At 60.5% G+C, this 24,374-nt stretch carries 26 protein-coding genes and 1 pseudogene; 20 read left to right on the top strand and 7 right to left on the bottom strand.

Going from position 1 to position 24,374, the window contains the following annotated elements; genetic code table 11:
• Positions 1–12 precede the first annotated feature (12 nt).
• From ACFJIU_RS13280 to ACFJIU_RS13270, 3 genes are all read right to left on the bottom strand, one after another.
• Complete coding sequence (locus tag ACFJIU_RS13280; protein ID WP_379072187.1) at positions 13–1,371, bottom strand: ATP-binding protein; 1,359 nt, start codon at positions 1,369–1,371, stop codon at positions 13–15.
• On the bottom strand, positions 1,358–2,035 hold the full coding sequence (locus ACFJIU_RS13275; protein ID WP_379072184.1) for a response regulator: 678 nt from the start codon (positions 2,033–2,035) through the stop codon (positions 1,358–1,360). The genes ACFJIU_RS13280 and ACFJIU_RS13275 overlap by 14 nt, the downstream gene beginning before the upstream one ends.
• A gap of 521 nt (positions 2,036–2,556) precedes the next feature.
• Entirely contained in the window at positions 2,557–2,838 is a 282-nt protein-coding gene (locus tag ACFJIU_RS13270) for a hypothetical protein (RefSeq protein ID WP_379072182.1), read from the bottom strand.
• Positions 2,839–3,230: 392 nt separating this feature from the next.
• On the opposite strand from ACFJIU_RS13270, the gene ACFJIU_RS13265 reads away from it, so the two are divergent.
• The 12 genes from ACFJIU_RS13265 to ACFJIU_RS13210 all read left to right on the top strand — a co-directional run bounded on the left by ACFJIU_RS13265 (position 3,231) and on the right by ACFJIU_RS13210 (position 13,547).
• Positions 3,231–3,704 carry a hypothetical protein gene (locus ACFJIU_RS13265; protein WP_379072179.1) on the top strand — a complete coding sequence of 158 codons (474 nt, stop codon included), beginning with the start codon at positions 3,231–3,233 and terminating at the stop codon, positions 3,702–3,704.
• Between the two features lie 263 nt (positions 3,705–3,967).
• A complete protein-coding gene (locus ACFJIU_RS13260; RefSeq protein WP_379072176.1) occupies positions 3,968–4,186 on the top strand; it encodes a hypothetical protein in 219 nt (72 codons plus the stop codon).
• Complete coding sequence (locus tag ACFJIU_RS13255) at positions 4,183–5,625, top strand: TolC family protein (protein ID WP_379072173.1); 1,443 nt, start codon at positions 4,183–4,185, stop codon at positions 5,623–5,625. The genes ACFJIU_RS13260 and ACFJIU_RS13255 overlap by 4 nt, the downstream gene beginning before the upstream one ends.
• Before the next feature lie 19 nt (positions 5,626–5,644).
• Complete coding sequence (locus ACFJIU_RS13250) at positions 5,645–7,054, top strand: multicopper oxidase family protein (RefSeq protein WP_379073087.1); 1,410 nt, start codon at positions 5,645–5,647, stop codon at positions 7,052–7,054.
• Between the two features lie 13 nt (positions 7,055–7,067).
• Positions 7,068–7,532 (top strand): plastocyanin/azurin family copper-binding protein, encoded by a 465-nt coding sequence (locus tag ACFJIU_RS13245; protein ID WP_379072170.1) that lies wholly within the window; start codon positions 7,068–7,070, stop codon positions 7,530–7,532.
• A gap of 50 nt (positions 7,533–7,582) precedes the next feature.
• The gene (locus ACFJIU_RS13240; RefSeq protein ID WP_379072167.1) at positions 7,583–7,864 is read left to right on the top strand and encodes a copper-binding protein; all 282 of its coding nucleotides are present in this window, start codon (positions 7,583–7,585) and stop codon (positions 7,862–7,864) included.
• A gap of 74 nt (positions 7,865–7,938) precedes the next feature.
• On the top strand, positions 7,939–8,376 hold the full coding sequence (locus ACFJIU_RS13235; protein ID WP_379072165.1) for a DUF411 domain-containing protein: 438 nt from the start codon (positions 7,939–7,941) through the stop codon (positions 8,374–8,376).
• Between the two features lie 148 nt (positions 8,377–8,524).
• Positions 8,525–9,490 carry a DMT family transporter gene (locus ACFJIU_RS13230; RefSeq protein ID WP_379072162.1) on the top strand — a complete coding sequence of 322 codons (966 nt, stop codon included), beginning with the start codon at positions 8,525–8,527 and terminating at the stop codon, positions 9,488–9,490.
• A gap of 227 nt (positions 9,491–9,717) precedes the next feature.
• Positions 9,718–10,632 carry an ABC transporter substrate-binding protein gene (locus ACFJIU_RS13225; RefSeq protein WP_379072159.1) on the top strand — a complete coding sequence of 305 codons (915 nt, stop codon included), beginning with the start codon at positions 9,718–9,720 and terminating at the stop codon, positions 10,630–10,632.
• Positions 10,633–10,699: 67 nt separating this feature from the next.
• Positions 10,700–11,866, top strand: a complete 1,167-nt coding sequence (locus ACFJIU_RS13220; protein WP_379072156.1) for an ABC transporter permease — start codon at positions 10,700–10,702, stop codon at positions 11,864–11,866.
• Positions 11,863–12,801: an ABC transporter ATP-binding protein gene (locus tag ACFJIU_RS13215; RefSeq protein ID WP_379072153.1), complete on the top strand. Its 939-nt coding sequence runs from the start codon at positions 11,863–11,865 to the stop codon at positions 12,799–12,801. Before ACFJIU_RS13220 ends, ACFJIU_RS13215 begins: the two co-directional genes overlap by 4 nt.
• A complete protein-coding gene (locus ACFJIU_RS13210; protein ID WP_379072151.1) occupies positions 12,798–13,547 on the top strand; it encodes an ABC transporter permease in 750 nt (249 codons plus the stop codon). The genes ACFJIU_RS13215 and ACFJIU_RS13210 overlap by 4 nt, the downstream gene beginning before the upstream one ends.
• Before the next feature lie 24 nt (positions 13,548–13,571).
• On the opposite strand, the gene ACFJIU_RS13205 is transcribed toward ACFJIU_RS13210, so the two are convergent.
• Positions 13,572–13,808: a hypothetical protein gene (locus ACFJIU_RS13205; protein ID WP_379072148.1), complete on the bottom strand. Its 237-nt coding sequence runs from the start codon at positions 13,806–13,808 to the stop codon at positions 13,572–13,574.
• Between the two features lie 73 nt (positions 13,809–13,881).
• On the opposite strand from ACFJIU_RS13205, the gene ACFJIU_RS13200 reads away from it, so the two are divergent.
• Both ACFJIU_RS13200 and ACFJIU_RS13195 read left to right on the top strand, forming a co-directional pair.
• Positions 13,882–14,379: a DUF2165 family protein gene (locus ACFJIU_RS13200; RefSeq protein WP_379072146.1), complete on the top strand. Its 498-nt coding sequence runs from the start codon at positions 13,882–13,884 to the stop codon at positions 14,377–14,379.
• 241 nt (positions 14,380–14,620) lie between these two features.
• Positions 14,621–16,759 (top strand): sodium-translocating pyrophosphatase, encoded by a 2,139-nt coding sequence (locus ACFJIU_RS13195; protein WP_379072143.1) that lies wholly within the window; start codon positions 14,621–14,623, stop codon positions 16,757–16,759.
• A 105-nt stretch (positions 16,760–16,864) separates the two neighbouring features.
• Here ACFJIU_RS13195 and ACFJIU_RS13190 read toward each other — a convergent pair whose 3' ends face one another.
• Positions 16,865–17,374 carry an outer membrane protein assembly factor BamE gene (locus tag ACFJIU_RS13190; protein WP_379072141.1) on the bottom strand — a complete coding sequence of 170 codons (510 nt, stop codon included), beginning with the start codon at positions 17,372–17,374 and terminating at the stop codon, positions 16,865–16,867.
• 122 nt (positions 17,375–17,496) lie between these two features.
• On the opposite strand from ACFJIU_RS13190, the gene ACFJIU_RS13185 reads away from it, so the two are divergent.
• The 6 genes and pseudogenes from ACFJIU_RS13185 to ACFJIU_RS13160 all read left to right on the top strand — a co-directional run bounded on the left by ACFJIU_RS13185 (position 17,497) and on the right by ACFJIU_RS13160 (position 21,915).
• The gene (locus tag ACFJIU_RS13185) at positions 17,497–18,036 is read left to right on the top strand and encodes a ubiquinol-cytochrome C chaperone family protein (RefSeq protein WP_379072138.1); all 540 of its coding nucleotides are present in this window, start codon (positions 17,497–17,499) and stop codon (positions 18,034–18,036) included.
• Positions 18,037–18,048: 12 nt separating this feature from the next.
• Complete coding sequence (locus tag ACFJIU_RS13180; protein WP_379072135.1) at positions 18,049–18,600, top strand: YceD family protein; 552 nt, start codon at positions 18,049–18,051, stop codon at positions 18,598–18,600.
• Between the two features lie 104 nt (positions 18,601–18,704).
• The gene (gene plsX / locus ACFJIU_RS13175) at positions 18,705–19,775 is read left to right on the top strand and encodes a phosphate acyltransferase PlsX (RefSeq protein ID WP_379072132.1); all 1,071 of its coding nucleotides are present in this window, start codon (positions 18,705–18,707) and stop codon (positions 19,773–19,775) included.
• Positions 19,776–19,781: 6 nt separating this feature from the next.
• Positions 19,782–20,754, top strand: a pseudogene (locus ACFJIU_RS13170) (beta-ketoacyl-ACP synthase III).
• 102 nt (positions 20,755–20,856) lie between these two features.
• Positions 20,857–21,180 (top strand): integration host factor subunit alpha, encoded by a 324-nt coding sequence (locus tag ACFJIU_RS13165; protein ID WP_054311518.1) that lies wholly within the window; start codon positions 20,857–20,859, stop codon positions 21,178–21,180.
• Positions 21,181–21,375: 195 nt separating this feature from the next.
• Positions 21,376–21,915: a MerR family transcriptional regulator gene (locus tag ACFJIU_RS13160; protein WP_379072128.1), complete on the top strand. Its 540-nt coding sequence runs from the start codon at positions 21,376–21,378 to the stop codon at positions 21,913–21,915.
• Positions 21,916–22,814: 899 nt separating this feature from the next.
• Here ACFJIU_RS13160 and ACFJIU_RS13155 read toward each other — a convergent pair.
• Together ACFJIU_RS13155 and ACFJIU_RS13150 are read right to left on the bottom strand one after the other, a co-directional pair.
• A complete protein-coding gene (locus ACFJIU_RS13155; protein WP_379072126.1) occupies positions 22,815–23,756 on the bottom strand; it encodes a hypothetical protein in 942 nt (313 codons plus the stop codon).
• A 274-nt stretch (positions 23,757–24,030) separates the two neighbouring features.
• Entirely contained in the window at positions 24,031–24,318 is a 288-nt protein-coding gene (locus ACFJIU_RS13150; RefSeq protein ID WP_379072123.1) for a hypothetical protein, read from the bottom strand.
• Positions 24,319–24,374 lie beyond the last annotated feature (56 nt).

The following is a 24,374-nucleotide window of genomic DNA, read 5'->3' as shown; positions in this document are numbered from 1 at the left end:
GGTTCTGCGCTTCTAGTGAACCGTCGGGAAGAAAATCGAAACGATCAGGCCTGGGTTGTTATCATTCAGGAAGATGTTGGCGCCGTGGACATCGGCTATCGCCTTGACGAGACTGAGCCCCAGCCCCGTGCCTTCCGTCGTACGGCTCTTCTCCAGCCGATAGAAGCGCTTGAATACCCTCTGGCGTTCATGCTCGGGGATGCCAGGCCCGTTGTCGGCAACAATGACCACGCACGAGCCGCCCCGAACTCTGACGCCGATAACAATGCGTGCGCCTGGCTGTGTGTGACGCATCGCGTTGACGATCAGGTTGACGCACATCTGCTTTAAAAGATCCGCATCGCCCCACACGAAAGCGGAGGTGTTGCGCCTGTCGTCTGAAAAGCGGAGCGAACGCCCACTGTCCTCGACTATATCACGATAGATGTCGTCGATATCGCGGACCAGCGCCATCAGGTCGATTTTGGCAAATCGCGACCGGCGTGCGCCGGATTCAATCTGGGAGATGCGCAGCAGTCCCTCGAACGTCGCAGTGATGCGCGCGACTTCATTCATCGCTCGTTCGATAAGCGGAAGCGCCGATGCCTGGTCCGGGCTTTCGGAAGCTGCCTCAAGCGTCAGATACAGCCGGCCGATGGGCGTTTTGAGATCGTGGGCGATATCGGTGGTGACCTGGGTCATGGCCGCGACGTTTGCCTGCAATTGCCCTAGCGCGTCGTTGACCTCGATTGCCAAGGCGTCGATGTCGTCATGGCGCTTCGAAACCGGCAGTCGGGTGGCAAGTGCGCCGGCTCCGACAGCCTTCATGGCCTTCGAGAACCTGGCTATCCGGCGACGAGTGCGGAATGCGAATATCGCACCGCCACCTAGCCCGGCCGCAAGGACGATGGCCGTCGCCCATCCGAAACTCACAAGTGCGATCCAGCGCAGACGGTTGGTGTCGTCGTAGCTGACGCCAACGGTCAGATCGTACCGGTCGAGGTTCCTTCGATAGAGGCGATAATTGGTCGGGGGCTTATCATGGCTCGTGGGCGCCCGTGTCGAGAAGCCCGGCGGCGCGTTGGCCGCATCGATGTTTCCGACAAGGACGGTGTCATCTGCATCCTTGAGGGTATAGAGCGTTTCCTGACCGCGTATCGCCGGGCCATGGCTTCGGATCATCGCAGCGGCGCCATCAATCCCGTTCTTGATATAGGCAGTCTCGATCTCCCTGAAGCGCTCCATGACGTTCGAGTCCAGGCGCTCATAAAGATAGGAGGCGACCATATTGTAGCCCACCGCGTTGGCGCCCAGAAACGAAAGCAGGAACAGCGAGATGTAGAAGCCGGCGAGGCGGAGTGATGTACTGCGCGTTATGCTAGCGTTGACCATGAATGCTGTAGCCGGTGTTGCGCGTATTGTGCAGCAGCGGCACGTCGAAGGGTTTGTCGATCTTGGCACGGAGGCGGCTGATATGGGTCTCCACGACAGTGCTTTGCGGATCGAAATTGAAGTTCCAGATACGTTCCAGCAACATCGTCTTTGTCAGAATGCGGCCTTCGTTGCGCATCAGCAGTTCAAGCAAGGCGAATTCGCGCGGCAACAGTTCGATACTGGTGCCACCCCTGCTGGCCAATCGGCTGAACAGATCCAGCTCCAGGTCTGCCACGCGCAGCTTGGCTTTTCCTGCGGTGATCGGCGGCCGGCGCAACAAGGCATTCACCCTTGCCAGGAGTTCTGAAAATGCAAACGGCTTGACCAGGTAGTCGTCGGCGCCGGCTTCCAAGCCCTCGACCCGATCGTTGACCCCGCCCATCGAGGTCAGGAAGATGATCGGAACCTTGCCGCCGGCGCCGCGCAGGCCCCGCACGAGCGACAAACCGTCAAGCCCCGGGATCATCCGGTCGACGATTGCGACATCGAAAGGCTCTCGCAGTCCTACCGATAGGGCGTCGCGTCCGTCACTCAGGATGTCGACGACATGGCCGGACGATTTCAGTCCGTTCTGGATGTATTGGCTGATCTGTTCATCATCTTCGACCAGAAGAATTCTCATGACGAATGGCTCTCATCTGACTTGGTTGCCCAAGCGTTGACGACCTCGAGGGGGGCGGTTCGTCCATTTCCTGCACGAACCATGTCTCAATGAATTGTTGAACGGCGGGTATTCCCGCTCGACGCCTGTTATGATCGCATCGGCTCAGGACTGCCCTGTGCCATGGGGGAGATTGGCGGCTGATATAAGTTTCGTTGGGTCGCGCAGGTTCTCGTATCTCCGCCAAACTCGTATCCTCGGGGTCGCTCTGCTGAAGCTGGTTCGATTCCGGTGGTGGCTATCGGCATCTGCAACAACTGTGTTCGATCTGGGTCTTCAGCCGGGCAGATTGTGGAACTGCGATCACGGATTGGTGACGGCCGATGAAGTTGCAACTTCGCCCAACGCAGTCGTGAGCTTGGCCACATTGGTCGACAAACGAAGCCATGAGCCGGGGCAAGAGGTGAGCGGCTTCAGGAGCGATCCGTCGGTCGGATCGCTCCTTGCGTCAAATCGTTCCGCGGGAGGGACGGTGTCGACGGCTACCTCCGTCCCGCCCAACTGGCACGCTGGCCTTGCGACCAGGAGGGCTTCACGATCTCGACGCGGTTGTAGCGCGTGTTGGTCTTTTCAACGTCTCCGTTGGCAAGAACCCTGTAGGAGATGTCCGGATTCGACACCGATCCGGCCGCCTCGCCAACTGATCCATGGCCCTGCAAGATCCTGTCGAGCCCGGAATTTGTTGGATTGGAACCGCTGTTGGCAAAAGCGCCGGTCGCCGTGGCGGCCACGATGATCAAAGCATATCCTATGGTCTTGTTCATGACTGTTCCTCTTGTCGAACGCGGGCGTCTTGGGAGCCCGACGATCCGAGGCTAGGCGTGCGACTTCACCGTCACTTTCCGCACGATTTACAATTTTGTGATTCTAGCCTTCGCGGGCATGAAACGTCGTGACGGTTCTGCACTAGGCGTCATCTGCAGCTTGACGTGCCGCTGGACCACCGTCACAAAAGCTGCGCCCGCAACCCGCTCTCGGGTTGATGATTCTCGCGGTGTCGGGCGACCGACCGTGCATCATGCCGGTCAACGAGAGACGAATACAAATATGTATAAAAAAACTTGTTGGCCCTCCGAGATCCCGGCAATACCATCATCCGGTAGCCGTTGTCTGATCCGCGTCGGAACTTCGGCGTCGATGTAAGAAACCAAGGTCGTTGGAACTGCGCCTGATGACTGTTCGCCAAGCCATAGCAAGCGTCACGGCCTGCCTTTTGCCTGTATTTATATGCACGGGCAGAACGCTGTCGGTTGTGCTTGTCATGATGGCGGTGGCGATAAGCAGCACGGGCTGGGCCGCAACCGCGGTCTTGCCAGCAACCAGTGACGTCGTGACTGGTGAAACCTCAACGGTGGATCATCAGAGCGCCGGAAACCACGATCATGGCGGTAAACCGGCAAACAGTTCGACAGCCTGCAAGGGTGGAAACTGCGGCAGCTCGCACCATCAACCACAGGACTTGGCGCAAACCTGCTGCGCCATGGCCTGCCACACCGCCATTCTTTCCGTCGATTGTGTTGCGCCGGTCAGCTTCCTGACCTGGCAGGTCAAGCACCGCCAATGGGCCGACGTGCTGGAGGGCTCCACTACCCTCCGCCTTGAACGTCCTCCTCGTCCACTCCACGCCTGAAACGTTGGCGTAAGGTTGGATTGTTGCGTAGCTGGCGGAATTCCCCGCTCGACTGACGCACTCAATTCCTGTTTCTGATCGACCTTGACGATCGGCCCGGCGACACGCCGGGGGAGATCGTGCGCGCCGACTGAGCGTCAGTGCCCGGGATTCTGTGGGGATCCGGCACGGCGGCTATCACCAATCGTCGCATGGCCTTGCCCGGAGGTTTCTCTTCGTCAGGCCCGCGTTTCTCCGTTCATTTCCGTCGTTGAGGATCATTCATGAGGTCTCCTTTCGTGATGGCGCCCGCCATCATCCTTTCCGCTTGCACGGCCTTGCCTGATATCGGCACAGGGCCGTCGGCCGCGGACCCTGCCGTTGCCGTGCCACCTGCACGGTACGCGCCGGTACTTGCCGGCACAGTCGACTATCGGCCCGTAGCGCCCAAATCCTGGATCGACAGCAACCGTCAAGTGGCGCCGAAGGAGAAGGGCAAATGATGCCGATCATCTCCTTTGCTGTTTCCGTCTTGCCGGCCACCCGGAACGGCAAGTTCATCAAACTCGGGGGTGTCAGCCTGCTTGCGCTTACGCTTGCCGGCTGTGCCTCCTTCACCAAGGATGGCGGCATGTTGCCGGTGGGCGCGCAGGTGTCGTCGGCCATCGGCGCCAACGTGGTGAAGATTGCCTCGAAGGCCGACGCGGCGGCGGGGTCTTCGCGTGTGAAGACGCTTTTGGCCAAGCCATTGAACGCTGACAGTGCCGTCCAGGTTGCATTGCTGAGCAACAGGAACCTGCAGGCCGAGTACAATGCGCTCGGCGTTTCGGAAGCGGCCTTCGTGGAGGCCAGCCTGCCGCCCAATCCAAGCATTTCGCTTGGCGGGACCTTGCAGGGAGGATCGCTGGAGATCGAACGCCGGCTGGTCGGTTCGCTGCTGTCGCTGCTCACCTTGCCTGCACGCAAGGCGATTGCCGAGAGGGAATTCGAGGCAGCGCGATATCGCGCCATGGAGGCAACATTTCGTCAGGCGGCAGCTGCGCGCAAGGCATACTATCGAGCCGTGGCCGCCCGTCACCGGGTGACCTATCTCGAGCAGGCGAGAGCCTCGACGGACGCAGCCGCTGACCTTACTCGCAAGCTCGGCGAAACTGGCGCAGCCACCAAGCTGGATCAGGCGCGTGCGGGTGCCTTCAATGCCGAAACCTCCAGCCAACTCGCCGCCGCAAGGCTTGAAGCAGGGGTCACACGCGAGGCGCTGACGCGCGAGCTTGGCTTGTGGGGCTCGGATGCCGGCTACAAGATCCCGGACAGGTTGCCGTCCCTGCCAAAGAAACTGCAGACGTCGGATCAAGCCGAGACGGAGGCCGTTCGCAAACGCGTCGATCTGATTGCGGCACGGCTCGAACTCGACGCCCTGGCGCGTTCGCTCAAACTCGACAACGCGACCCGGTATGTCTCGGCCTTCCAGCTCGCCGGCTTTGCCAATTTCGAGCGCAGCAAGAACGATCACGGCGAGGTCGAGAAGGACTATCCCAAGGGAGGTGTGCTCGACCTCGAACTGGAGATACCGATCTTCGATTTGGGCGAGACCACCAGGCGGCGCAATGCCGAGACCTATATGCAGGCGGTCAACCGCTTTGCGGCAAAAGCCGTGAACATCCGCTCCGAAGCCCGCGCGGCACTTCTTGCCTACCGTGCCGCCACGGACATCGCCCGCCAGTACCGAGCCAGCATCATCCCGCTGCGCAGGGTGATCTCGGAGGAAGCTCAGCTTCAATACAACGGCATGCTGATCGACGTATTCGAGCTGCTGACCACCACCCGCGAAGGCATCGAGACCAATGTCGCCGCCATCGAGGCACAGCGCGACGCCTTGCTCGCCGGTGTCGACTACCAGAGCGCCATCATCGGCGGTGGTGCGGGAGGCGGCGATGAGTGATCCCAAGGAGAAAAGAAACATGACGGTTTCCCGCCGAAACTTCCTTGGTGCCACCGGTGCCATGACCTTGCTGGGTGCCGGTACGGTATCGGGGCGCACCGCGTTCGCCTCGGTGCCCGAGGCACCGACCATGACGGAGGCTGTGATGCAGCCGCCGCTCGTGCCGAAAACCGGGCCGGACTACAACCCTGTCGTCACCTTGAACGGTTGGACCTTGCCGTGGCGCATGAACGGCGACTGGAAGGAATTCCATCTCGTCGCCGAGCCGGTGGTGCGCGAGTTTTCGCCAGGCATGGTCGGTCATCTGTGGGGCTACAACGGCCAGTCGCCGGGACCGACCATCGAGGCGGTCGAGGGCGACAAGGTGCGTATCTTCGTCACCAACAGGCTGCCGGAGCACACCACTATCCACTGGCACGGTCAGCTGTTGCCCAGCGGCATGGACGGCGTCGGCGGTCTCACGCAACCGCATATCCCGGTCGGCAAAACCTTCGTCTACGAGTTCCAGCTGCAGAAGAGCGGTACCTTCATGTACCACCCCCATGCCGACGAGATGGTGCAGATGGCGATGGGCATGATGGGCTTCTTCGTGGTGCATCCGAAGGATCCGGCCTTCCGCCGCGTCGACCGCGACTTCGTCTTCCTGATGTCGTCCTACGACATCGAGCCGGGCGCCTATGTGCCGCGCGTGGCGGAAATGACCGACTTCAACATGTGGACCTGGAACAGCCGTGTCTTCCCGGGAATCGACCCGCTGGTGGTAGGCAAGGGCGACAAGGTGCGTGTGCGCTTCGGCAATCTCACCATGACCAACCATCCCATCCACATGCACGGCTACGACTTCAAGGTCTCGTGCACGGATGGCGGCTGGGTGCCGGAAGCGGCGGCCTGGCCGGAAGTGACCGTCGACTGCGCGGTCGGCCAGATGCGTGCCTTCGACTTCGTGGCCGATAATCCCGGCGACTGGGCGATCCACTGTCACAAATCGCATCACACCATGAACGCCATGGGGCACGAGCTCGCCACCTTCATCGGCGCAGACAAGAAGGAGGTCGCCAGGAAGATCAAGCGCCTCGTGCCGGACTACATGCCGATGGGCACTGCCGGCATGGCCGACATGGGCGAAATGGAAATGCCGTTGCCCGAAAACACCCTGCCAATGATGACAGGTTTCGGTCCGTTCGGACCGATCGAGATGGGTGGCATGTTCTCGGTGGTCAAGGTCCGCGAGGGGTTGGCCGCCGGGGATTACAAGGATCCCGGCTGGTATCAGCACCCGTCGGGTACGGTCTCCTATGAATGGACCGGACAGACCGGCCAAGCGGCGCGTCAGGAAACGCCCGCCTTCGACAGGTCAAAAACCGCCGAAGTCACCGTGGTGAAGCCCGGCGGGCAATCCTCTCCCAAGAACTCCCACAACAATCACTAAGGATAGACACGACATGAAATCCCGAACTCTCATTGCCGTCTTGGCTGTGTTGGCGTGGCCTGTGGCCGCCATCGCCGACCCCGGCCACGACGGCGAGCGCGCCTATGGCGAGCCCGGCAACCCGAAGAAGCCGGCGCGCGTGGTGCAGGTCGTCATGCGCGAAGCCGACGGCAGGATGGAATTCCTGCCCAATCGCGTCGAGATCAAGAAGGGCGAGCAGGTGAAGCTCATGCTGCGCAACAATGGCGAGCTCGACCACGAGCTGGTGCTCGGCACGCTTGCCGAGAATCTCAAGCACGGCGAGCAGATGCAGAAGAACCCCGACATGGAACACGACGATCCGAACGCTAAGCGCCTGGCGCCGAAGAAAAACGGCGAGATCGTCTGGAAGTTCACCAAGGCCGGCGAGTTCGACTTCTCCTGCCTCATCCCCGGTCATCGTGAAGCCGGCATGACAGGCACCATCGTCGTCAAGTGAAGACGGCGCAATCCCAACCGGACTACCCAACGCAACTGAAGGAGAACCCAATGCGTAAGATCGTAACCGCCGCCGCTTTTGCTCTGGCTCTTGCCACCTCTGCTCGCGCTGCGCCCGTGGACGGCCAGATCACCAAGATCGACACGGCGCAGAATAAGGTCACGCTGAAGCATGGCCCGATCACCAATCTGGAGATGGACGCCATGACGATGGTGTTCGTGGTTGCGGATCCGGCTGCGCTCAAGGCCGTCAAGGTCGGCGACAAGGTCAAGTTCGAAGCCGATCGTGTCAATGGCCGCCTCACCGTGACCAAGATCGAAAAAGCCAAGTAAACCTAATCGTAAACTCAACGAAGACAGCACGGAGCCGATCTGGCTCCGTGCTGTTCGCACCAAAGGAGATGGTGATGAAACGCAGGACTTTTCTCGTCGCGACAGCGGTCTTGCTTGCAGGCACGTCGGCCTTCGCCGCTGACCGGCCGCTGGTGACGGTCTACAAGGACCCTTCGTGCGGTTGCTGCGGGGCGTGGGCCGATCACATGGCGAAGGCGGGTTACGCAGTGAAGGTCGTGGAGAGCTCAACGCTGGAGAAACTCAAGGCGGAGAACGGGATACCGTCGGCTCTGCAGTCATGCCATACCGCCCTGGTCGCCGGGTATGTGCTCGAAGGGCATGTGCCAGCCAAGGCGGTCGGGAAGCTGCTTGCCGAGCGGCCGGCCATCAAGGGCCTTGCGGTTGCAGGCATGCCCGTCGGCTCGCCAGGCATGGAGATGCCGGGCGTTGAGCCCGAAGCCTACGATGTCGTGACATTTGGCCCTGTCGGCACTGTCTTCATGCGATTTTAGGCGAACCGGTCATCGCATCCCAACGCAGGGCCATGACGCGTTGATTGGAGCAGGATCCATCACGGGCTGCCTCTATGGCCGGCCGTAGGTGTCTCTGTATTGATGAGTGGTGCCAGCCTCTCGGTGATGCCGGCATCCGGAGTTCTACATGGACCAGCCTTTCAGTCCGCGGCGCGGCACCGGCATCACACTCGCCTTCATTTGCCTCATCGTGCTTGGCCTGATGCCGATTATCGCAATCGGCCGCCCAGCTGGTTCCAGTGCGCTTTCCTTCGCGCTGTGGCTGTCGGTCTGGCAACTTCTGTTCTCGCTGCCGCTGCTGGCACTCGAGTGGCATTCGGGCGAGCATGGGCTGTTCGGTGACCGTCTGCCTCGATCAGAACGATGGCGTGTGCTTGGCGTCACGCTGTTCACCGGTGGGCTCTTCAGCCTGTCCACCTGGATGTACGTTCTGGCGTTCGAGAAGGCGGGAGCGGTCAATGCGGCCATTGCCCTGCAGGCCTACCCGCTCTTTGCAGCCGCGCTCGAGGCGGTGTTCCTGCGTCGCCGCAAGAATGCGCTCGAGCTAGGCTTCATGCTTTTGGTGGTTGTTGCGCTCTATTATCTCGCCACACAGGGCACCTGGCAGCTGGCCGGGCTGTCGTCCTGGTTCCTGATGGCGCTCGCGGTCCCACTGGTCTGGAGCGTTGCCCACATCATCGTCAGGCAGGCATTGTTGTCGACCCCGATCACCCCGAGCCAGGTCACCACTTCGCGTTTGATCGTGTCCACGATATTTCTGCTCGGGCTTGCTGTCGTACTCGAGGGTTTTGAGGCCATCCCATTGTTAGGGCTGGATTTTCAGTTCCAGATCTTCGCGGTTGCCATGGGCCTTGCCTACTATGTGGAACTGATCGTCTGGTTCTATGCCGTCCGCCATATCGACGTTTCGGTGGCCAGTTCCATCACCGTGCCGGCGCCGGTTGTGACGATGGTCCTGTCGGCCTTGTTTTTCAATGAAACCATCACCGGACTCCAGATCATCGTTCTGGGCCTTGTCATCCTTGGATTGACGGGTTTGCTGTATGCGGGTTCGCGCGCCCATATCGCGACGCCATATGAAGCGGGACAGTGAGCTTACAACGTTGGCATGTTGGCGCGGGAAGTTCCGGCCGGCAGTCAAACGGACAAAGCGCCAAGCCAACTGACAGAACGCTGTCGGGATAAGCATGGGCCGAACGCCCATTGCGGATAAAAATATTGCGCTTACCCTCCATCTTATGAAACCGTATGCCCCGACTGCCCGACTGGGTCGTGCGATAGCAGGCATCGTCATCGGTTTTATCAGAGGGATTTGCCGCCATGTCTTCAACCAGATTTTTAGCCGGTGCGCTTGTGGCGCTCGGCCTCTCCGTCGCCTCCGCCAACGCTGCCGACGTCGTCGTCTCTTCCAAGATCGACACCGAGGGCGGGGTTCTTGGCAACATCATCCAGTCGGTTCTGAATGCGAACGGCATCAAGACCGTCGACCGTATTCAGCTTGGCGCCACGCCTGTGGTGCGCAAGGCGATCATTGCGGGCGAGATCGACATCTATCCCGAATACACCGGCAACGCCGCCTTCTTCTTCGAGAAGGCTGACGACCCGATCTGGAAGGATGCCGCCAAGGGTTATGCCGAAGCAAAGAAGCTCGACTACGACGCCAACAAGCTCGTCTGGCTGACACCATCGCCGGCTAACAACACCTGGGCGATCGCGTTGCGCAAGGATGTCACCGACGCCAACAAGCTGGCCACGCTCTCCGACTTCGGCAAATACGTCTCGGGCGGTGGTAAGGTGGTGCTGGCGGCTTCAGCCGAATTCGTCAATTCGGCTGCTGCCCTGCCAGCTTTCCAGACGACTTACGGCTTCACCCTGAAGCCGGATCAGCTGATCACGCTTTCGGGCGGTGATACCGCCGCCACCATCGGTGCTGCCGCCAATCAGACCAATGGCGCCAATGCTGCCATGGTTTACGGCACCGACGGTGGCATCGCGCCGTCCGGCCTCGTGGTTCTCACCGACGACAAGAACGTCCAGCCGGTCTATCAGCCGACCCCGATCATCCGCGAGGCGGTGCTGAAAGAAAACCCCAAGATCGAGGAAGTGCTGAAGCCGGTTTTCGAGAAGCTCGACCTTGTCACGCTGCAGGAGTTGAACGGCCGTGTGCAGGTCGGTGGTGAGCCCGCCAAGGCGGTCGCCGAGGACTTCCTGAAGAAGAACGGCTTCCTCAAGTAGGAAGCGGTTCCGGCGCGCCGGCTGGATCGAAACGACTGGGCGCGCCGGACCTGAAGGACCGGGGATCGTGGGCATTCGCTTTGACAAGCTGGGCGTGGTGATTGCCGCGATTGCTGCCTATGCGGCTTTCCTTGCACCATTCGCCACCTTCCGTGCCAACCGCATCGTGCCGGGGGAAGGGCGGTCCATCCTTGACGCGCTTCCTGCTGTCAGCGGGCCTTTGCTTCTGGCGCTGGTCATCGCCGCCATCATCGTCGCACTGCTGAAGACACCATTGGCCTGGCGGCTTGTTGCAAGTGTCGTTCTGTTGGTCGCGCTTGCGTTGGCCATCGGCATGGCGGGCAGCTTTCTGACGCCGCCCGGCAACACCTTCGCGCGCGTGTCGCCGGCGTCCGGCTTCTGGTTGCTGCTCTTCGCCTTTACCCTGCTGCTGGCCGACGTGCTGACGCGCCTGGAACTGTCGCCATTTATGCGCATCGTTATTCTCTTCGTCGCTTCAGTGGCGATTGCCGCCCTCTTGGCATCTGGCAGCTGGGACAGCCTCTCCATCCTCAAGGAATATGCCAACAGGGCCGGTAGTTTCTGGGCCGAGGCACGCAAGCATGTCGCTTTGGCGCTGGGTTCGCTGGCCGCCGCCGTCGCGGTTGGCCTGCCGCTCGGCATTCTCTGCCACAGGGTCGAAGTGCTGCGGGCGGGGGTCCTCAACGTGCTCAACATCATCCAGACCATCCCGTCGATCGCGCTGTTTGGCATGTTGATCGGGCCGCTCGGCTGGGTGGCGCTGCACGTGCCGGGAGCCGCCGCGCTTGGCATTCGCGGCATCGGCACCGCGCCGGCCTTCGTGGCGCTGTTCCTCTATTCTTTGCTGCCGGTGGTGGCGAACACGGTGGTGGGACTGGCCGGCGTGCCGAAGGCGGCCAATGAGGCCGCGCGCGGCATGGGTATGACGGACAGGCAGCGGTTGTTCAGCGTGGAGTTCCCGCTTGCCTTCCCGGTGATCCTGACCGGGATCCGCATCGTTCTGGTGCAGAACATCGGCCTTGCCACCATCGCCGCCCTGATCGGCGGCGGCGGCTTCGGCGTCTTTGTCTTTCAGGGCGTCGGACAGACGGCGATGGATCTGGTTTTGCTCGGTGCGGTGCCGACGGTGGCACTGGCCTTCGCGGCGGGCATCGTGCTCGATGCCGTCATCGAACTCACCGCAACAGCCAAGCGCAAGGAAGCGGTCGCATGATCGAAATCGAAAACATCACCAAGCGCTACGACAAGCAGACCGTGGTCGAAGAGGTGTCGATGGTGATCGAACCGCGCACCATCGCGGCCATCGTCGGCACGTCCGGTTCCGGCAAGACCACGCTGTTGCGTATGATCAACCGGCTGGTCGAACCAACTTCCGGCACGATCAAGCTGGACGGCGTCGATAACCATTCGCTGCCGGACTACGAGTTGCGCCGCTCGATCGGTTACGCCATCCAGGGCCATGGCCTGTTTCCGCATCGCACCGTGGCGCAGAACATCGCAACGGTGCCGCTGCTGCTCGGCTGGGAAAAGGAACGCATCGACGAGCGTGTCGATGAGCTGCTGAAGCTCTTCCAGCTCGATCCCGCAGCTTTCGGCCCACGCTATCCGCACGAATTGTCAGGCGGCCAGCAGCAGCGTGTCGGCGTGGCGCGCGCGCTCGCCGCCAAACCCAATGTGCTGTTGATGGACGAGCCATTCGGCGCGCTCGACCCGATCATCCGCACCAAGGCGCAGGAAGACCTGCTCGCCATCCAGAAACATTTCGGCACCACCATCATCCTGGTTACCCATGACATGGAGGAGGCGGTGCATCTGGGCCACAAGATCGCGGTCATGGATGGTGGCAAGCTGGTTCAATACGCCGGCCCCGCCGAAATTCTGGCGAAGCCCGCCAGTTCCTTTGTCGAGACGCTGGTCGGCTCGTCCGAGCGGCCGTTCCGGCTGCTGTCGCTTGGCCGTGTCGGCGATGCGGTGGAGAAGGGCAGCGCGGAAGGCGAAGCAATACCCGCCGACGCCAGCCAGCGCGATGCACTGGCGGAACTGCTTTGGACCGGCAAACCGGCGCTGCCGGTCAAAGGGGCGGATGGCAAGGCGCTGGGCCGTGTCACCGTCGACGGCCTGGTGAAGCTCGCGGCGAGGCCGGCATGAAGGTTTTCCTGCCAGCAGCATTGCGTGTCGTACTGCTGGTGCTCCTGGTGGCGTTCATCGTCAATCCGGGCTGGTTCGAGCCACTGTTCAAGCCGCTTACGGAAAACAATGCGCCGGCGATCTACAACCAGGGCAGCCTGCTGTCACTGACCTTGCAGCATCTGGGCACCGTGGCCGTGGCTACGACCGCCGCGATCATTGTCGCTATCGGCCTTGCCATCCTGGTGACACGGCCCTTCGGCGCCGAATTCCTGCCGCTGTCGCGATCGCTGGTCAATATAGGCCAGACCTTCCCGCCGGTCGCGGTGCTGGCGCTCGCCGTGCCTGCGGTCGGTTTCGGCGAGAAGCCGACCTTGATCGCGCTCTTCCTCTACGGCCTGCTGCCGATCTTCGAGAACGCGCTGACCGGACTTACCACGCTGCCGGCCAATGTCGTTGAGGCGGCTCGCGGTGCCGGCATGACCGATCGCCAGAAACTATTCCGGGTCGAACTTCCGCTCAGCCTGCCGGTGATCCTGGCAGGCATCCGGCTGTCGGTGGTGATCAGCCTGGCCACCGCCACCATTGGATCCACTGTCGCGGCCAAGACGCTGGGCGAGGTCATCATTGCCGGATTGATTTCCAACAACCTGGCCTTCGTCGTCCAGGGTGGCCTCATCGTTGCCGGGCTTGCGGTGTTCATCTACGACGGACTGATGGCTCTCGAACGTGTCGCGGCACGCCGGATGGGGCAGGCTGTCCAGTAGTGCGCAGCCGACTGGGGCCGTCGTCTAACGCCTTGCCGGATGGTCGAGGGTTATTTCCAGTTCCGCGGCATTTCCTGCGATGACCCATCGGCGCTGGATGATCGAAAAATCATGGCGCCCTGCGTTGCCCGTCTCCAGCGATACCAGATCTCCAGTCGTGCAGCTTGCCGGCAGTCGCAACGACAGCAGCATCGTCGTCAGCTGGTGCTTCCCGGCGTGGCGCTCCGCGCTTGCAGTAAGGACAATCGAAGCGACACTCATTGCGTGTTCGCCGGGACTCGGTGATCCTGCTTTGCCGTGACCAGAATCATCGAAAGCAGAAGGGGCTTTTGCCATGACGTCACGTCTTTCCAAGATCACCATGTGCCTGTGTCTGGCGGCCTTCGCCTTCCTCGTCGCCTTTGGCAACATCACCGACTATGGCTCCAACTTCGCCTTTGTCCAGCATGTGCTGTCCATGGACACAACCTTTCCGGGCAATGCCCTGATGTATCGTTCGATCACCAGCCCAACGCTCTGGACCGTGGGCTACTGGCTGATCATCGTCGGTGAAGCACTGACCTGCGTACTCTTCCTGATCGCCGCCTGGAATTTGTGGAGCGCCCGCAAGGGGAGTGGCGAAACGTTCAACAATGCCAAGAAATTCGCCATTATCGCCACAACCATGGGCTTTCTGGTCTGGTATTTCGGCTTCATGGTCATCGGCGGAGAATGGTTTGCGATGTGGCAGTCGAAAACCTGGAACGGCCAGGAAGCCGCCTTCAAGTTTTATATGACCATGCTCGCGGTGCTGATCTTCGTCATGCAACCGGACCGCGACTTACAGCGGTAGCGTCGGGCCGCAACCACCGCTCCAGGGTGAAGCGCGCGCAAGCATTTGGGCTCGCCGGCACATCGGGCGCGGTAAACTGTCGCAGCGAAATGCGGGCAAATGTCGCACGCCGGCTTGACGGTCGAGACCGCGGCTTTGCATAAATCGATCGAGGGGTCGGGATTCCGCTCGGGAATCCCGGTTCGGTTCCAAGGTCCGGGGAGGAGGTCTGCCGGGCCACAGATCGAGGAATAATCCGCAAATGACCATGCTTTATGTCGTCATCCTCTGCGGCGTGCTTTCGATCGTCTACGCCATCTGGGCTACACAGTCCGTGCTGGCGTCCGACCAGGGCAACGCACGCATGCAGGAAATCGCCGCGGCAATCCGCGAGGGCGCGCAGGCCTATCTGGCACGCCAATACACCACCATCGCCATCGTCGGGGTCGTCGTGTTCCTGCTGGCCTGGTGGCTGCTGTCGGGTACCGCCGCCATCGGCTTCCTGATCGGTGCCGTGCTTTCGGGCGCGGCAGGCTTCATAGGCATGCACGTTTCGGTGCGCGCCAATGTGCGCACGGCGCAGGCCGCATCGAACAGTCTGTCTGCCGGCCTCGACATCGCCTTCAAGTCGGGTGCCATTACCGGCATGCTGGTTGCCGGCTTGGCACTGCTTGGCGTCTCCGTCTACTACTGGGTGCTGACCGGCCCGCTGGGCCTGGCGCCCGGCGATCGTACCGTGATCGACTCGCTGGTGGCGCTTGGCTTCGGCGCGTCACTGATCTCGATCTTCGCGCGTCTCGGCGGCGGCATCTTCACCAAGGGAGCTGACGTTGGCGGCGATCTCGTCGGCAAGGTGGAAGCCGGCATCCCGGAGGATGACCCACGCAACCCCGCCACCATCGCAGACAACGTCGGTGACAATGTCGGTGACTGCGCCGGCATGGCTGCCGACCTGTTCGAGACCTATGCCGTGACCGTGGTCGCAACCATGGTGCTGGCCGCGATCTTCTTTGCCGGCACTGACGTGCTGTCCAGCATGATGCTCTATCCGCTGGTCATCTGCGGTGCCTGTATCGTCACTTCCATCATCGGCACCTTCTTCGTGAAGCTCGGGGCCAATGGTTCGATCATGGGCGCCCTCTACAAGGGCCTGATCGTCACGGGCATCCTGTCGATCGTCGGTTTGGGTGCCGCCACGTCGATGACCATCGGCTGGGGCCCGGTCGGGGCCGGCGCGCATGTCGTGACCGGAACGAATCTGTTCATCTGCGGTCTGATTGGCCTGCTGGTGACGGCGCTGATCGTGGTGATCACCGAATACTATACCGGCACCGACAAGCGTCCGGTCAATTCGATTGCCCAGGCCTCGGTCACCGGCCATGGCACAAATGTCATCCAGGGCCTCGCGGTTTCACTGGAATCGACCGCGCTGCCGGCGATCGTCATTGTCGGCGGCATCATCGCCACCTTCCAGCTGGCGGGCCTGTTCGGTACCGCGATCGCCGTCACCACCATGCTTGGCCTTGCCGGCATGATCGTGGCGCTCGATGCCTTCGGCCCGGTCACCGACAATGCCGGCGGCATCGCTGAGATGTCCGGCCTGCCCAAGGAAGTGCGTCATTCCACCGACGCGCTTGATGCTGTCGGCAACACCACCAAGGCCGTCACCAAGGGTTACGCCATCGGTTCGGCAGGCCTCGGCGCGCTGGTGCTGTTCGCGGCATATTCGAACGACCTGCAGTATTTCGCCGCCAACGGCGCGCAATATCCTTACTTCGCCGATCTCGGCACGGTCTCCTTCGACCTGTCGAATCCTTATGTCGTCGCGGGCCTGATCTTCGGTGGTCTGATTCCGTATCTGTTCGGCGGCATCGCCATGACCGCGGTCGGGCGCGCCGCGGGTTCGATCGTGGAGGAGGTGCGCCGCCAGTTCCGCGAGGACCCAGGCATCATGAAGGGCACGTCCAAGCCCAACTATGCGCGGGCGGTCGACCTTTTGACCAAGGCTGCGATCAAGGAAATGATCATTCCATCGCTGCTGCCAGTACTGGCGCCGCTGGTCGTCTACTATGGTGTGCTGCTGATCTCGGGCTCCAAGGCCTCGGCTTTCGCGGCGCTCGGCGCCTCGCTGCTCGGCGTCATCGTCAACGGTCTGTTCGTGGCCATTTCGATGACCTCCGGCGGCGGCGCCTGGGACAACGCCAAGAAGTCGTTCGAAGACGGCTTCACCGACAAGGATGGCGTCAAGCACCTGAAGGGTTCGGAGGCGCACAAGGCTTCCGTCACCGGCGACACGGTTGGCGATCCCTACAAGGACACAGCCGGTCCGGCCGTGAACCCGGCCATCAAGATCACCAACATCGTGGCCCTGCTGTTGCTCGCCGTGCTGGCGCACAGCTGACAACGGCATCTGTCCGGCAGAAAGAAAAAACCCGCGGGAGCGATCCCGCGGGTTTTGCTTTTGGAATATCTGTCGGCAGGTCGTCCGTGCCGACCTGCAGCGGGATCAGAGCCCGGCAGCCGGATTGGGCTTGAGCTTGCCGGCGCCGGAGATGATCTGGCCGAGGAAGTTCTGGTCCTTGCCGCCGGTCGGCGTCGTGCGTGAAATGAAGTCAAACACCCGGCCATCCTTCATTCCGTAGTTTGCCAGGCGGGCGACACGGCCATCCTGGCCGAAATAGACGGCCAGTACCTTCTGGTCGACAACGCTCGGATTGGCGAAGGCAACCGAACGACGGCGCGTCTGCGAGATGTAGTAGAAGACCTCGTTGTCGAAGGTCGCTGTGGTGGATGGCGTACCGAGCGCAAGCAGCACCTGCTCGCGGCTGGAACCAACGGGAACCGAATCCAGCGTCTGCTGGTCGACGATGTAGCCCTGAGTGAGTGTCTCGCCAGGCGTCAGATCCCCGAACATCTTCGACGAGTTGCAGCCGGTCAGCGCCGTTGCGATGACAAGCATCGAGGCGACGGACGCAGGACCTGCCAAGGCGGTCGACTTGAATTTCAATGCGCGCAACGACAACTCCATAGTCCGCTCTCGGGCACCGGCTTGCGCGAGGCGGCAAAACCGGTAAACCAGCTTAGCCGCCGATGCAACAATTCTGCCTTAACAAACAGGTCCCCGGGAGACCGTCCCCAATGTTTCAGCGCCTGTTCGGCCGTGAACGCCATGCCAACCGCGCTATTGTCGAGGCGCTGTACGCACAAATCGTGGCGGCGGCGCGGCAAACTTTCTTTTATTCGCACTGGAATGTGCCCGATACGCCGCTTGGCCGTTTCGAGATGTTGTCGCTGCATATGTTCCTGTTCCAGCACAGGCTGCATGGCGAGAGTGGCGTGCCGGCTGAGCTGGCGCAGACCCTCATTGACGAGTTCTTCACCGATGTCGACCATTCGCTGCGCGAACTCGGCATAAGCGATGTCGGCGTCCCGAAGCGCATGAAGAAGCTGGCGAAGATGTATTATGGCCGTACCGCCGCCTATGCCGACGCGCTGGCCCGTGACGACAAGGCTGATCTCGCCGCTGCTCTGTCCCGCAATGTCCGCCCCGATGTCGCGGATTGGCCGGAGGCATCGGATATGGCGGCTTATGTGCTGCGGGCCAGGGAGGCGCTTGCCACCCAATCGTCGGATGCGATCTGCCTTGGCGAGCTGGTCTTTCCGGCCGCCGCAGCCTGAAGGATGACCGCAATGAAACATCAAGAAGAATCAAGCAGCGCCGTCTCGTTCGTGGCGCATGTCTCGCGCCTGCCGCAAAAAGGCATGCCGGTGCTCATCGAGGCCGATGCTGCTCAACGCGAGGCTCTCGCCAGGGCGCATGGGCTGGTCTCCGTCGAGCACTATGCCGCCAATCTCGTGGTGACACCCTGGAAACGCCACGGCGTGAAGGTTACAGGCCGTGTCGAGGGTGACATCACCCAGGCCTGCGTGGTGACGCTGGAGCCGCTGACGGCTCATATCGACGAAGAAGTCGAGGGCCTGTTCCTGCCCGAGGATTCGAAGCTGGGTCGCCAGGGTTTCGAGGGCGGCGGCGAGATCCTGCTCGACGCCGAAGGCCCCGATGGCCCGGAAACCTTCACCGGCGATACGATCGATGTCGGCGCTCTGGCCGAGCAGTTCTTCGGCCTGGCGATTGATCCCTATCCGCGCAAGGCCGGTGTATCTCTGGAGGCTGGGCCGGATGATGCCGAACCCGAAAGCGAATTCCAGAAAAAGCTGAAATCCCTGCTCGGAAAATCCTGAAAGCCATGGATCGACGACAAAAGCCGGTTGTGCGGTGACTCAAAACCGCTATTTTCGCCGGAAAGTCACGATGGTCCCAAGCCAACCCACGAGATGAACAACGCGTGATAAAAATCTCCATTGATGCCATGGGCGGTGACCACGGTCCCGGTGTGGTCATTCCGGCGCTCCAGACAGTCGCCACCCGTCGCCCGGACATCCGTTTCATTATCTATGGCCGCGAAGACGTGGTGCGGCCCGAATTGGCCAAGTTTCCCGGCCTTGCCGAGAAGAGCGAGTTCTTCCACTGTGAGGTTGCCGTCCGCATGGACGACAAGCCGAGCCAGGCATTGCGCCATGGTCGCTGGAAATCGTCGATGTGGAAGGCGATCGAGGCGGTAAAGGCCAATACAGCCGATGCCTGCGTGTCCGCAGGCAATACCGGCGCGCTGATGGCGATGTCGAAATTCTGCCTGCGCACGATGGCGACCATCGATCGGCCGGCAATTGCCGCGATCTGGCCGACCATGCGTGGCGAAAGCGTGGTGCTGGATGTCGGCGCCACCATCGGCGCCGACGCTCATCAGCTGGTCGACTTCGCTATTCTTGGCACCGGCATGGCCCGCGCGGTCTTCGGCGTGGAACGGCCGACCGTCGGCCTGCTCAATGTCGGCGTCGAGGAGATCAAGGGCCAGGAAGTGGTCAAGGAGGCTGGACGCATGCTGCGCGAGGCCAATATGAACTCGCTTGTCTATCACGGCTTCGTTGAGGGCGATGATATCGGCAAGGGCACCGTCGATGTCGTGGTGACGGAAGGTTTCGCCGGCAACATCGCGTTGAAAACCGCCGAAGGCACGGCGCGCCAGATCGGCGGTTACCTGCGTGCGGCCATGGGGCGGACGCTGATGGCACGTATAGGCTATCTGTTCGCGAAAGGCGCTTTCGACTTGCTGCGCGAAAAGATGGATGTCAGCCGTTCCAACGGCGGTGTCTTCCTCGGATTGGACGGCGTCGTGGTAAAAAGCCATGGTGGCGCCGATTCGGCGGGGTTTGCCGCTGCGGTGGAACTGGCCTACGACATGGTGCGCAATCGTTTGCTGGATCGCATCGAAGCGGATCTCGATCTGTTCCATGCCCGCAACCCGCAGTCTCCGGCACCCAGAAAGTCTGACGTCGCGGTCGACGAAGAAGGATAAAACAGCTTGATCAGATCAGTCGTGCGCGGCACGGGCCAGGCGTTGCCCCGCCGTATCATGAAGAATGCCGATTTCGAGGGCATGGTCGAAACATCGGACGAATGGATCGCCCAGCGTACCGGCATTCGTCAGCGCCATATCGCGTCCGATGACGAGACCACGGCTTCGCTTGGCGAAGGGGCTGCACGTGCGGCGCTGGCCGATGCCGGTCTTAGGCCGGACGATATCGACCTCATCGTTCTGGCGACTTCGACACCGAACAACACGTTCCCTGCCACGGCTGTCGAGATTCAGCAGCGACTGGGAATGCGTCATGGCTATGCCTTCGATATGCAGGCAGTGTGTTCCGGTTTCGTCTATGCGGTTACCACGGCCGATGCCTACATTCGCGCCGGACTTGCCAAGCGCGTGCTGGTGATCGGCTCGGAGACTTTCTCCCGGATTCTCGATTGGAACGACCGCTCGACCTGCGTCCTGTTCGGCGACGGCGCCGGCGCGCTGGTGCTGGAGGCCGCGGAAGCGGCGGGTACCATCGCTGACCGGGGTGTTCTGGCCGCCAGCCTGCGTTCCGATGGCTCGCACAAGGAGAAGCTCTATGTCGACGGCGGTCCGTCGACCACCGGAACAGTCGGTCATCTCAGGATGGAAGGGCGCGAGGTGTTCAAGCACGCCGTTGGCATGATCACCGACGTGATCGAGGCGACGTTCTCGCAGGCTGGAATCACGGCGGACGACCTCGACTGGTTTGTGCCGCACCAGGCCAACAAACGCATCATCGACGCTTCTGCCAAGAAACTCGGCATCGCTGAGGAGAAGGTGGTGATCACCGTCGACAAGCATGGCAACACATCCGCAGCCTCGGTGCCGCTGGCGCTTTCGATCGCAGCCGCCGATGGCCGCATCAAGCGTGGCGACCTCGTGCTTCTGGAGGCGATGGGGGGGAGGATTCACCTGGGGTGCGGTCCTCATCAGATGGTGAAGCGAACCGGACGGTTCGGTTCTTGACCTTGTCGAGTCAATTACTTAGGCTCCGCCTCGTTTAGTCGATACATTTGAGCACAAGCTGATAGGACGGTCTCTGATGGGGGGAAAGACACTGACACGTGCTGACCTTGCTGAGGCCGTTTATCGCAAGGTCGGTTTGTCGCGTACAGAGTCGGCTGAGCTGGTCGAAGCGGTGCTTGACGAGATATGCGAGGCCATCGTTCGTGGCGAGACGGTGAAGCTGTCATCCTTCGCCACCTTCCACGTCCGCTCCAAGAACGAGCGTATCGGGCGCAATCCCAAGACAGGCGAGGAGGTGCCGATCCTGCCTCGCCGGGTGATGACCTTCAAGGCCTCGAACGTGCTGAAGAGCCGCATCCTGCGCTCTCATCAGGCCGGCAAGACAAAATCAGGCAAATAGGCGAAAGTCTCACTCTGCGGTTGAAAACCAGCTTCGGCTTTATGCCGGGCTTGAATGTCGGGTGATAAATCGCTGAAATAGACTGCGATTCGACAGGGTAGTGCCGAATCTTCGGTTCGTCTGTTCTTTGCGCATTGGATTGACCAACGCACGTGACGACGCGTCCGATCCGATGCCCAGCGCGAGGATCCACCCATGGACAAGAGCCCCGACGCCTTCCGCACCATTTCCGAGGTCGCCGAAGACCTTGATCTGCCACAGCATGTGTTGCGGTTCTGGGAGACGCGTTTCAATCAGATCAAGCCGATGAAACGCGGCGGCGGCCGTCGTTATTACCGGCCGCAGGATGTCGAGCTGATCAAGGGCATCCGCCACATGCTCTACGACCAGGGCTACACCATCAAGGGTGTGCAGAAGCTGCTGCGGGAGAACGGCAACCAGTTCCTGATCGCCGTTGGTCATGGTGATGTCGCAGCCGTCGAGGCGATTGCGCAGCGCCGCCAAGCCGAAGAAGTGCCGCTGACACCGGCCGCGCAACCGCGCACCGACGACGAGATGCTGGTCGGTCAGCCGACAGCCAAGCCAAATCGCCGTTTCTTTGGTCTCGGGAAGGCCGACGATGAGGGCCCCGTGCAGCCCGGTTCCGGTAAGCTTTCGCGCGACAATCGCGCATTGCTGCAGGAGGCGCTGTTCGACTTGCTGGAGTGCAAGCGCCTGCTCGATCAGGTGCGGTAGCGGTTGCTGGATCGACTGCAGCGCTCGCGGCTCTTGCTGGCTTTTCCCAAGGACGTGATGCCACACCGTGGCAGACGGTCGTGAAGCGAATTACGGAATCGCGCACAAACACAGCAATTCCGGCTGCTGACAAGGAACTCAAACTTTCTCTAAGGTCTGGCTAAACCTACAATATTAGCGGGAAAAAATTGGGGCAGCACTTCTGCTCCCGCTGATTTCAAATGGGCGCTTGAGGGTCCCGCCGCAACGCTCATTGGTGGCACCCGCAACTATATGACGCGCGATGCATCAGGCACTCGCAATGATCTCATCGACTCTGCTGGCTATCCGACCGGTCAGGTTGTCCCAATCACAGGTGGCGACGGATTTTTTCGTGGTTGAATTCGACCTGATAGTCACGCCGACATCGTCTGATGCGCCATTTTCATTCAGTTGGAGCCAAACAACTGCGACAGGGGACAATACCTATGTGTTTGCAGGCAGTTTCGTTGAACTGACGGAGGTATTGTAGTCGGGGTTCGGGGGCAAAGGTCTCGGCTCTATCTGGGCAGTGCACCGCCGCATCTCTGCTATTTGATCGCGTCGAACCAAGCCAATTCTTGTTGTTCATTGTCGTTCATATAGCGATACTGCCACCCACCAGGTGCGCGTCGACGGTAGCACCAGAATCCGCTTGGAAGGATACTCCCGCCAACATCGATGACGTCCTTCTGTGGCAGATGAGATTGCCAAGTCGGAGATGAAATTACATCACGCAGTTGATCCCAGAGACGCGTGAGCATTGCAGCTGCTTTCGAGATTTTCGCGAAGAATTTCCACGACATTCCAATAGGCTAACGGATGCTGGTATTCAAGCTCGCATCGGGGGAGCTATTCCCGCTTTAAGAGCGATTTTCATATCAGCCCGGTGGTATGATAGTGGGATTTCCATTCAAGTTGTTGCCAATCAGTTGATTGTTGCCGAAACTCAAGATTGTTCCCGTCACTCCATTAGAGTTTCTGGCGATCAGCGAGCTGCCAATTCTTGCAACGGCGGGTGAAACTGCCTGAACGCCCGTATCGTTTTCTGAAAGAACAGAATCCTTTATATCGACGGTTGTCACGCCACTGGCAACAATCCCATGTCTGGCATTGTTGGATATTGAGGAATAGGCGATCACGAGATCAATAGCGCCGGTTCCATCATTCAAGGCGTTGATGCCCAAATCGTTGTTATCTATCGAGGAATTTGTAATCAAGGCCCTGATGCGCGCTGAGCCGCTTGGCAAGAATAGAATCCCATGACCAACATTCGGTGCGCCGTTCCTGAATATCCGCGTACCATTGACGGCCAATCGAAGGTTCCCGCCGCTCGGATTGACGAGGATTCCGTTACCCGCGCCGCCGGCATTCAGCGCGAAATTTTGAATGAGGCAGTTTTCGACGGTCAAGGATGCCCCTTGCAGGAAGCGAATACCGTTTACTCCGGGGCTGGCTGGAGGTGCCCCGTTAAGCGATATTGCTCGCAGTGTCACATCAATGTCCGCGCCGTTGACGATCACGCCCGTTGTCGAGGAGGAAAGTACGCTTCCTAGCGTTCCGGTGCAGTCAATAGTCATGGATTTTGTGATCGTGACTGTCCCGTAGCCAGCAGGATCAAGGCAGTTGATTTCCCCGCCTGCCGCAGTCTTTGAAATAGCTCCAGCAAATGTTTTGCATGGAGCCGTGCGACTACAAGGATTTGCGTCATCTCCCACACCAGAAACCCAGGAGCGTGTTGCTTGGGCTGACGCGTAAGGAACAGATAGAAAAGCACTCGCCATAAATGCAGTGAACGCCAGAATGGCGTTAAATCTGGACATTGTATTTGCTCCCCCAAACAAGCGCGCGCAGAATAGCGCGAGTCAAGTTCGCTGGCAATGGAGGGGTGGTAAAGTCTGACCTGTGACTGCCCTTGTTTAGAGGCAACAACAGGTCGGGCTCTACTGGTAAGCTTTTGGGGGGCAACCTTTGGCTTGCTCAGTAGTCTGATTTTACCGCTCTCCTCTTAACTCCGCAATCCATCCCAAAAAGGACAATCAATGGACCGTCTGCGTTTCTACGCGACATTGCGCTAACGCACGTCCGGCTTTTTCGCTACCTCCGTCCCGGCGCCATCGACGAGGGAAACTCTAGAATGACCGCCTTGTCTCCTCTGAGGATTTCGACCAGCAGATCGTTGTCAGCGTTGGGCACCAAAAGATTGCAGTTGCCGCACAGGAAATATCTTCCAGTTTGACCCTCGGCCAATGTGACATCAATGTCGAAGCCATCTCGCGCGGGCTTGAAGTGGACGAAATAGTCCTTGTCAGCGCACCACTTGTCTCGATCGCAAGGCAGGTACACCAGGCACGACTCCATCGAGCACGTCATGTTGTCCTTCATGTCACGCGCGACGATTCCTACTTTTTGGTCGATACAACTTCTGAATTCGCTTGGTG

It is taken from the genome of Mesorhizobium sp. UC74_2, assembly GCF_042701485.1.
Taxonomy (GTDB): Bacteria; Pseudomonadota; Alphaproteobacteria; order Rhizobiales; family Rhizobiaceae; genus Mesorhizobium.
This window is presented reverse-complemented; position numbering and strand designations above follow the sequence as displayed.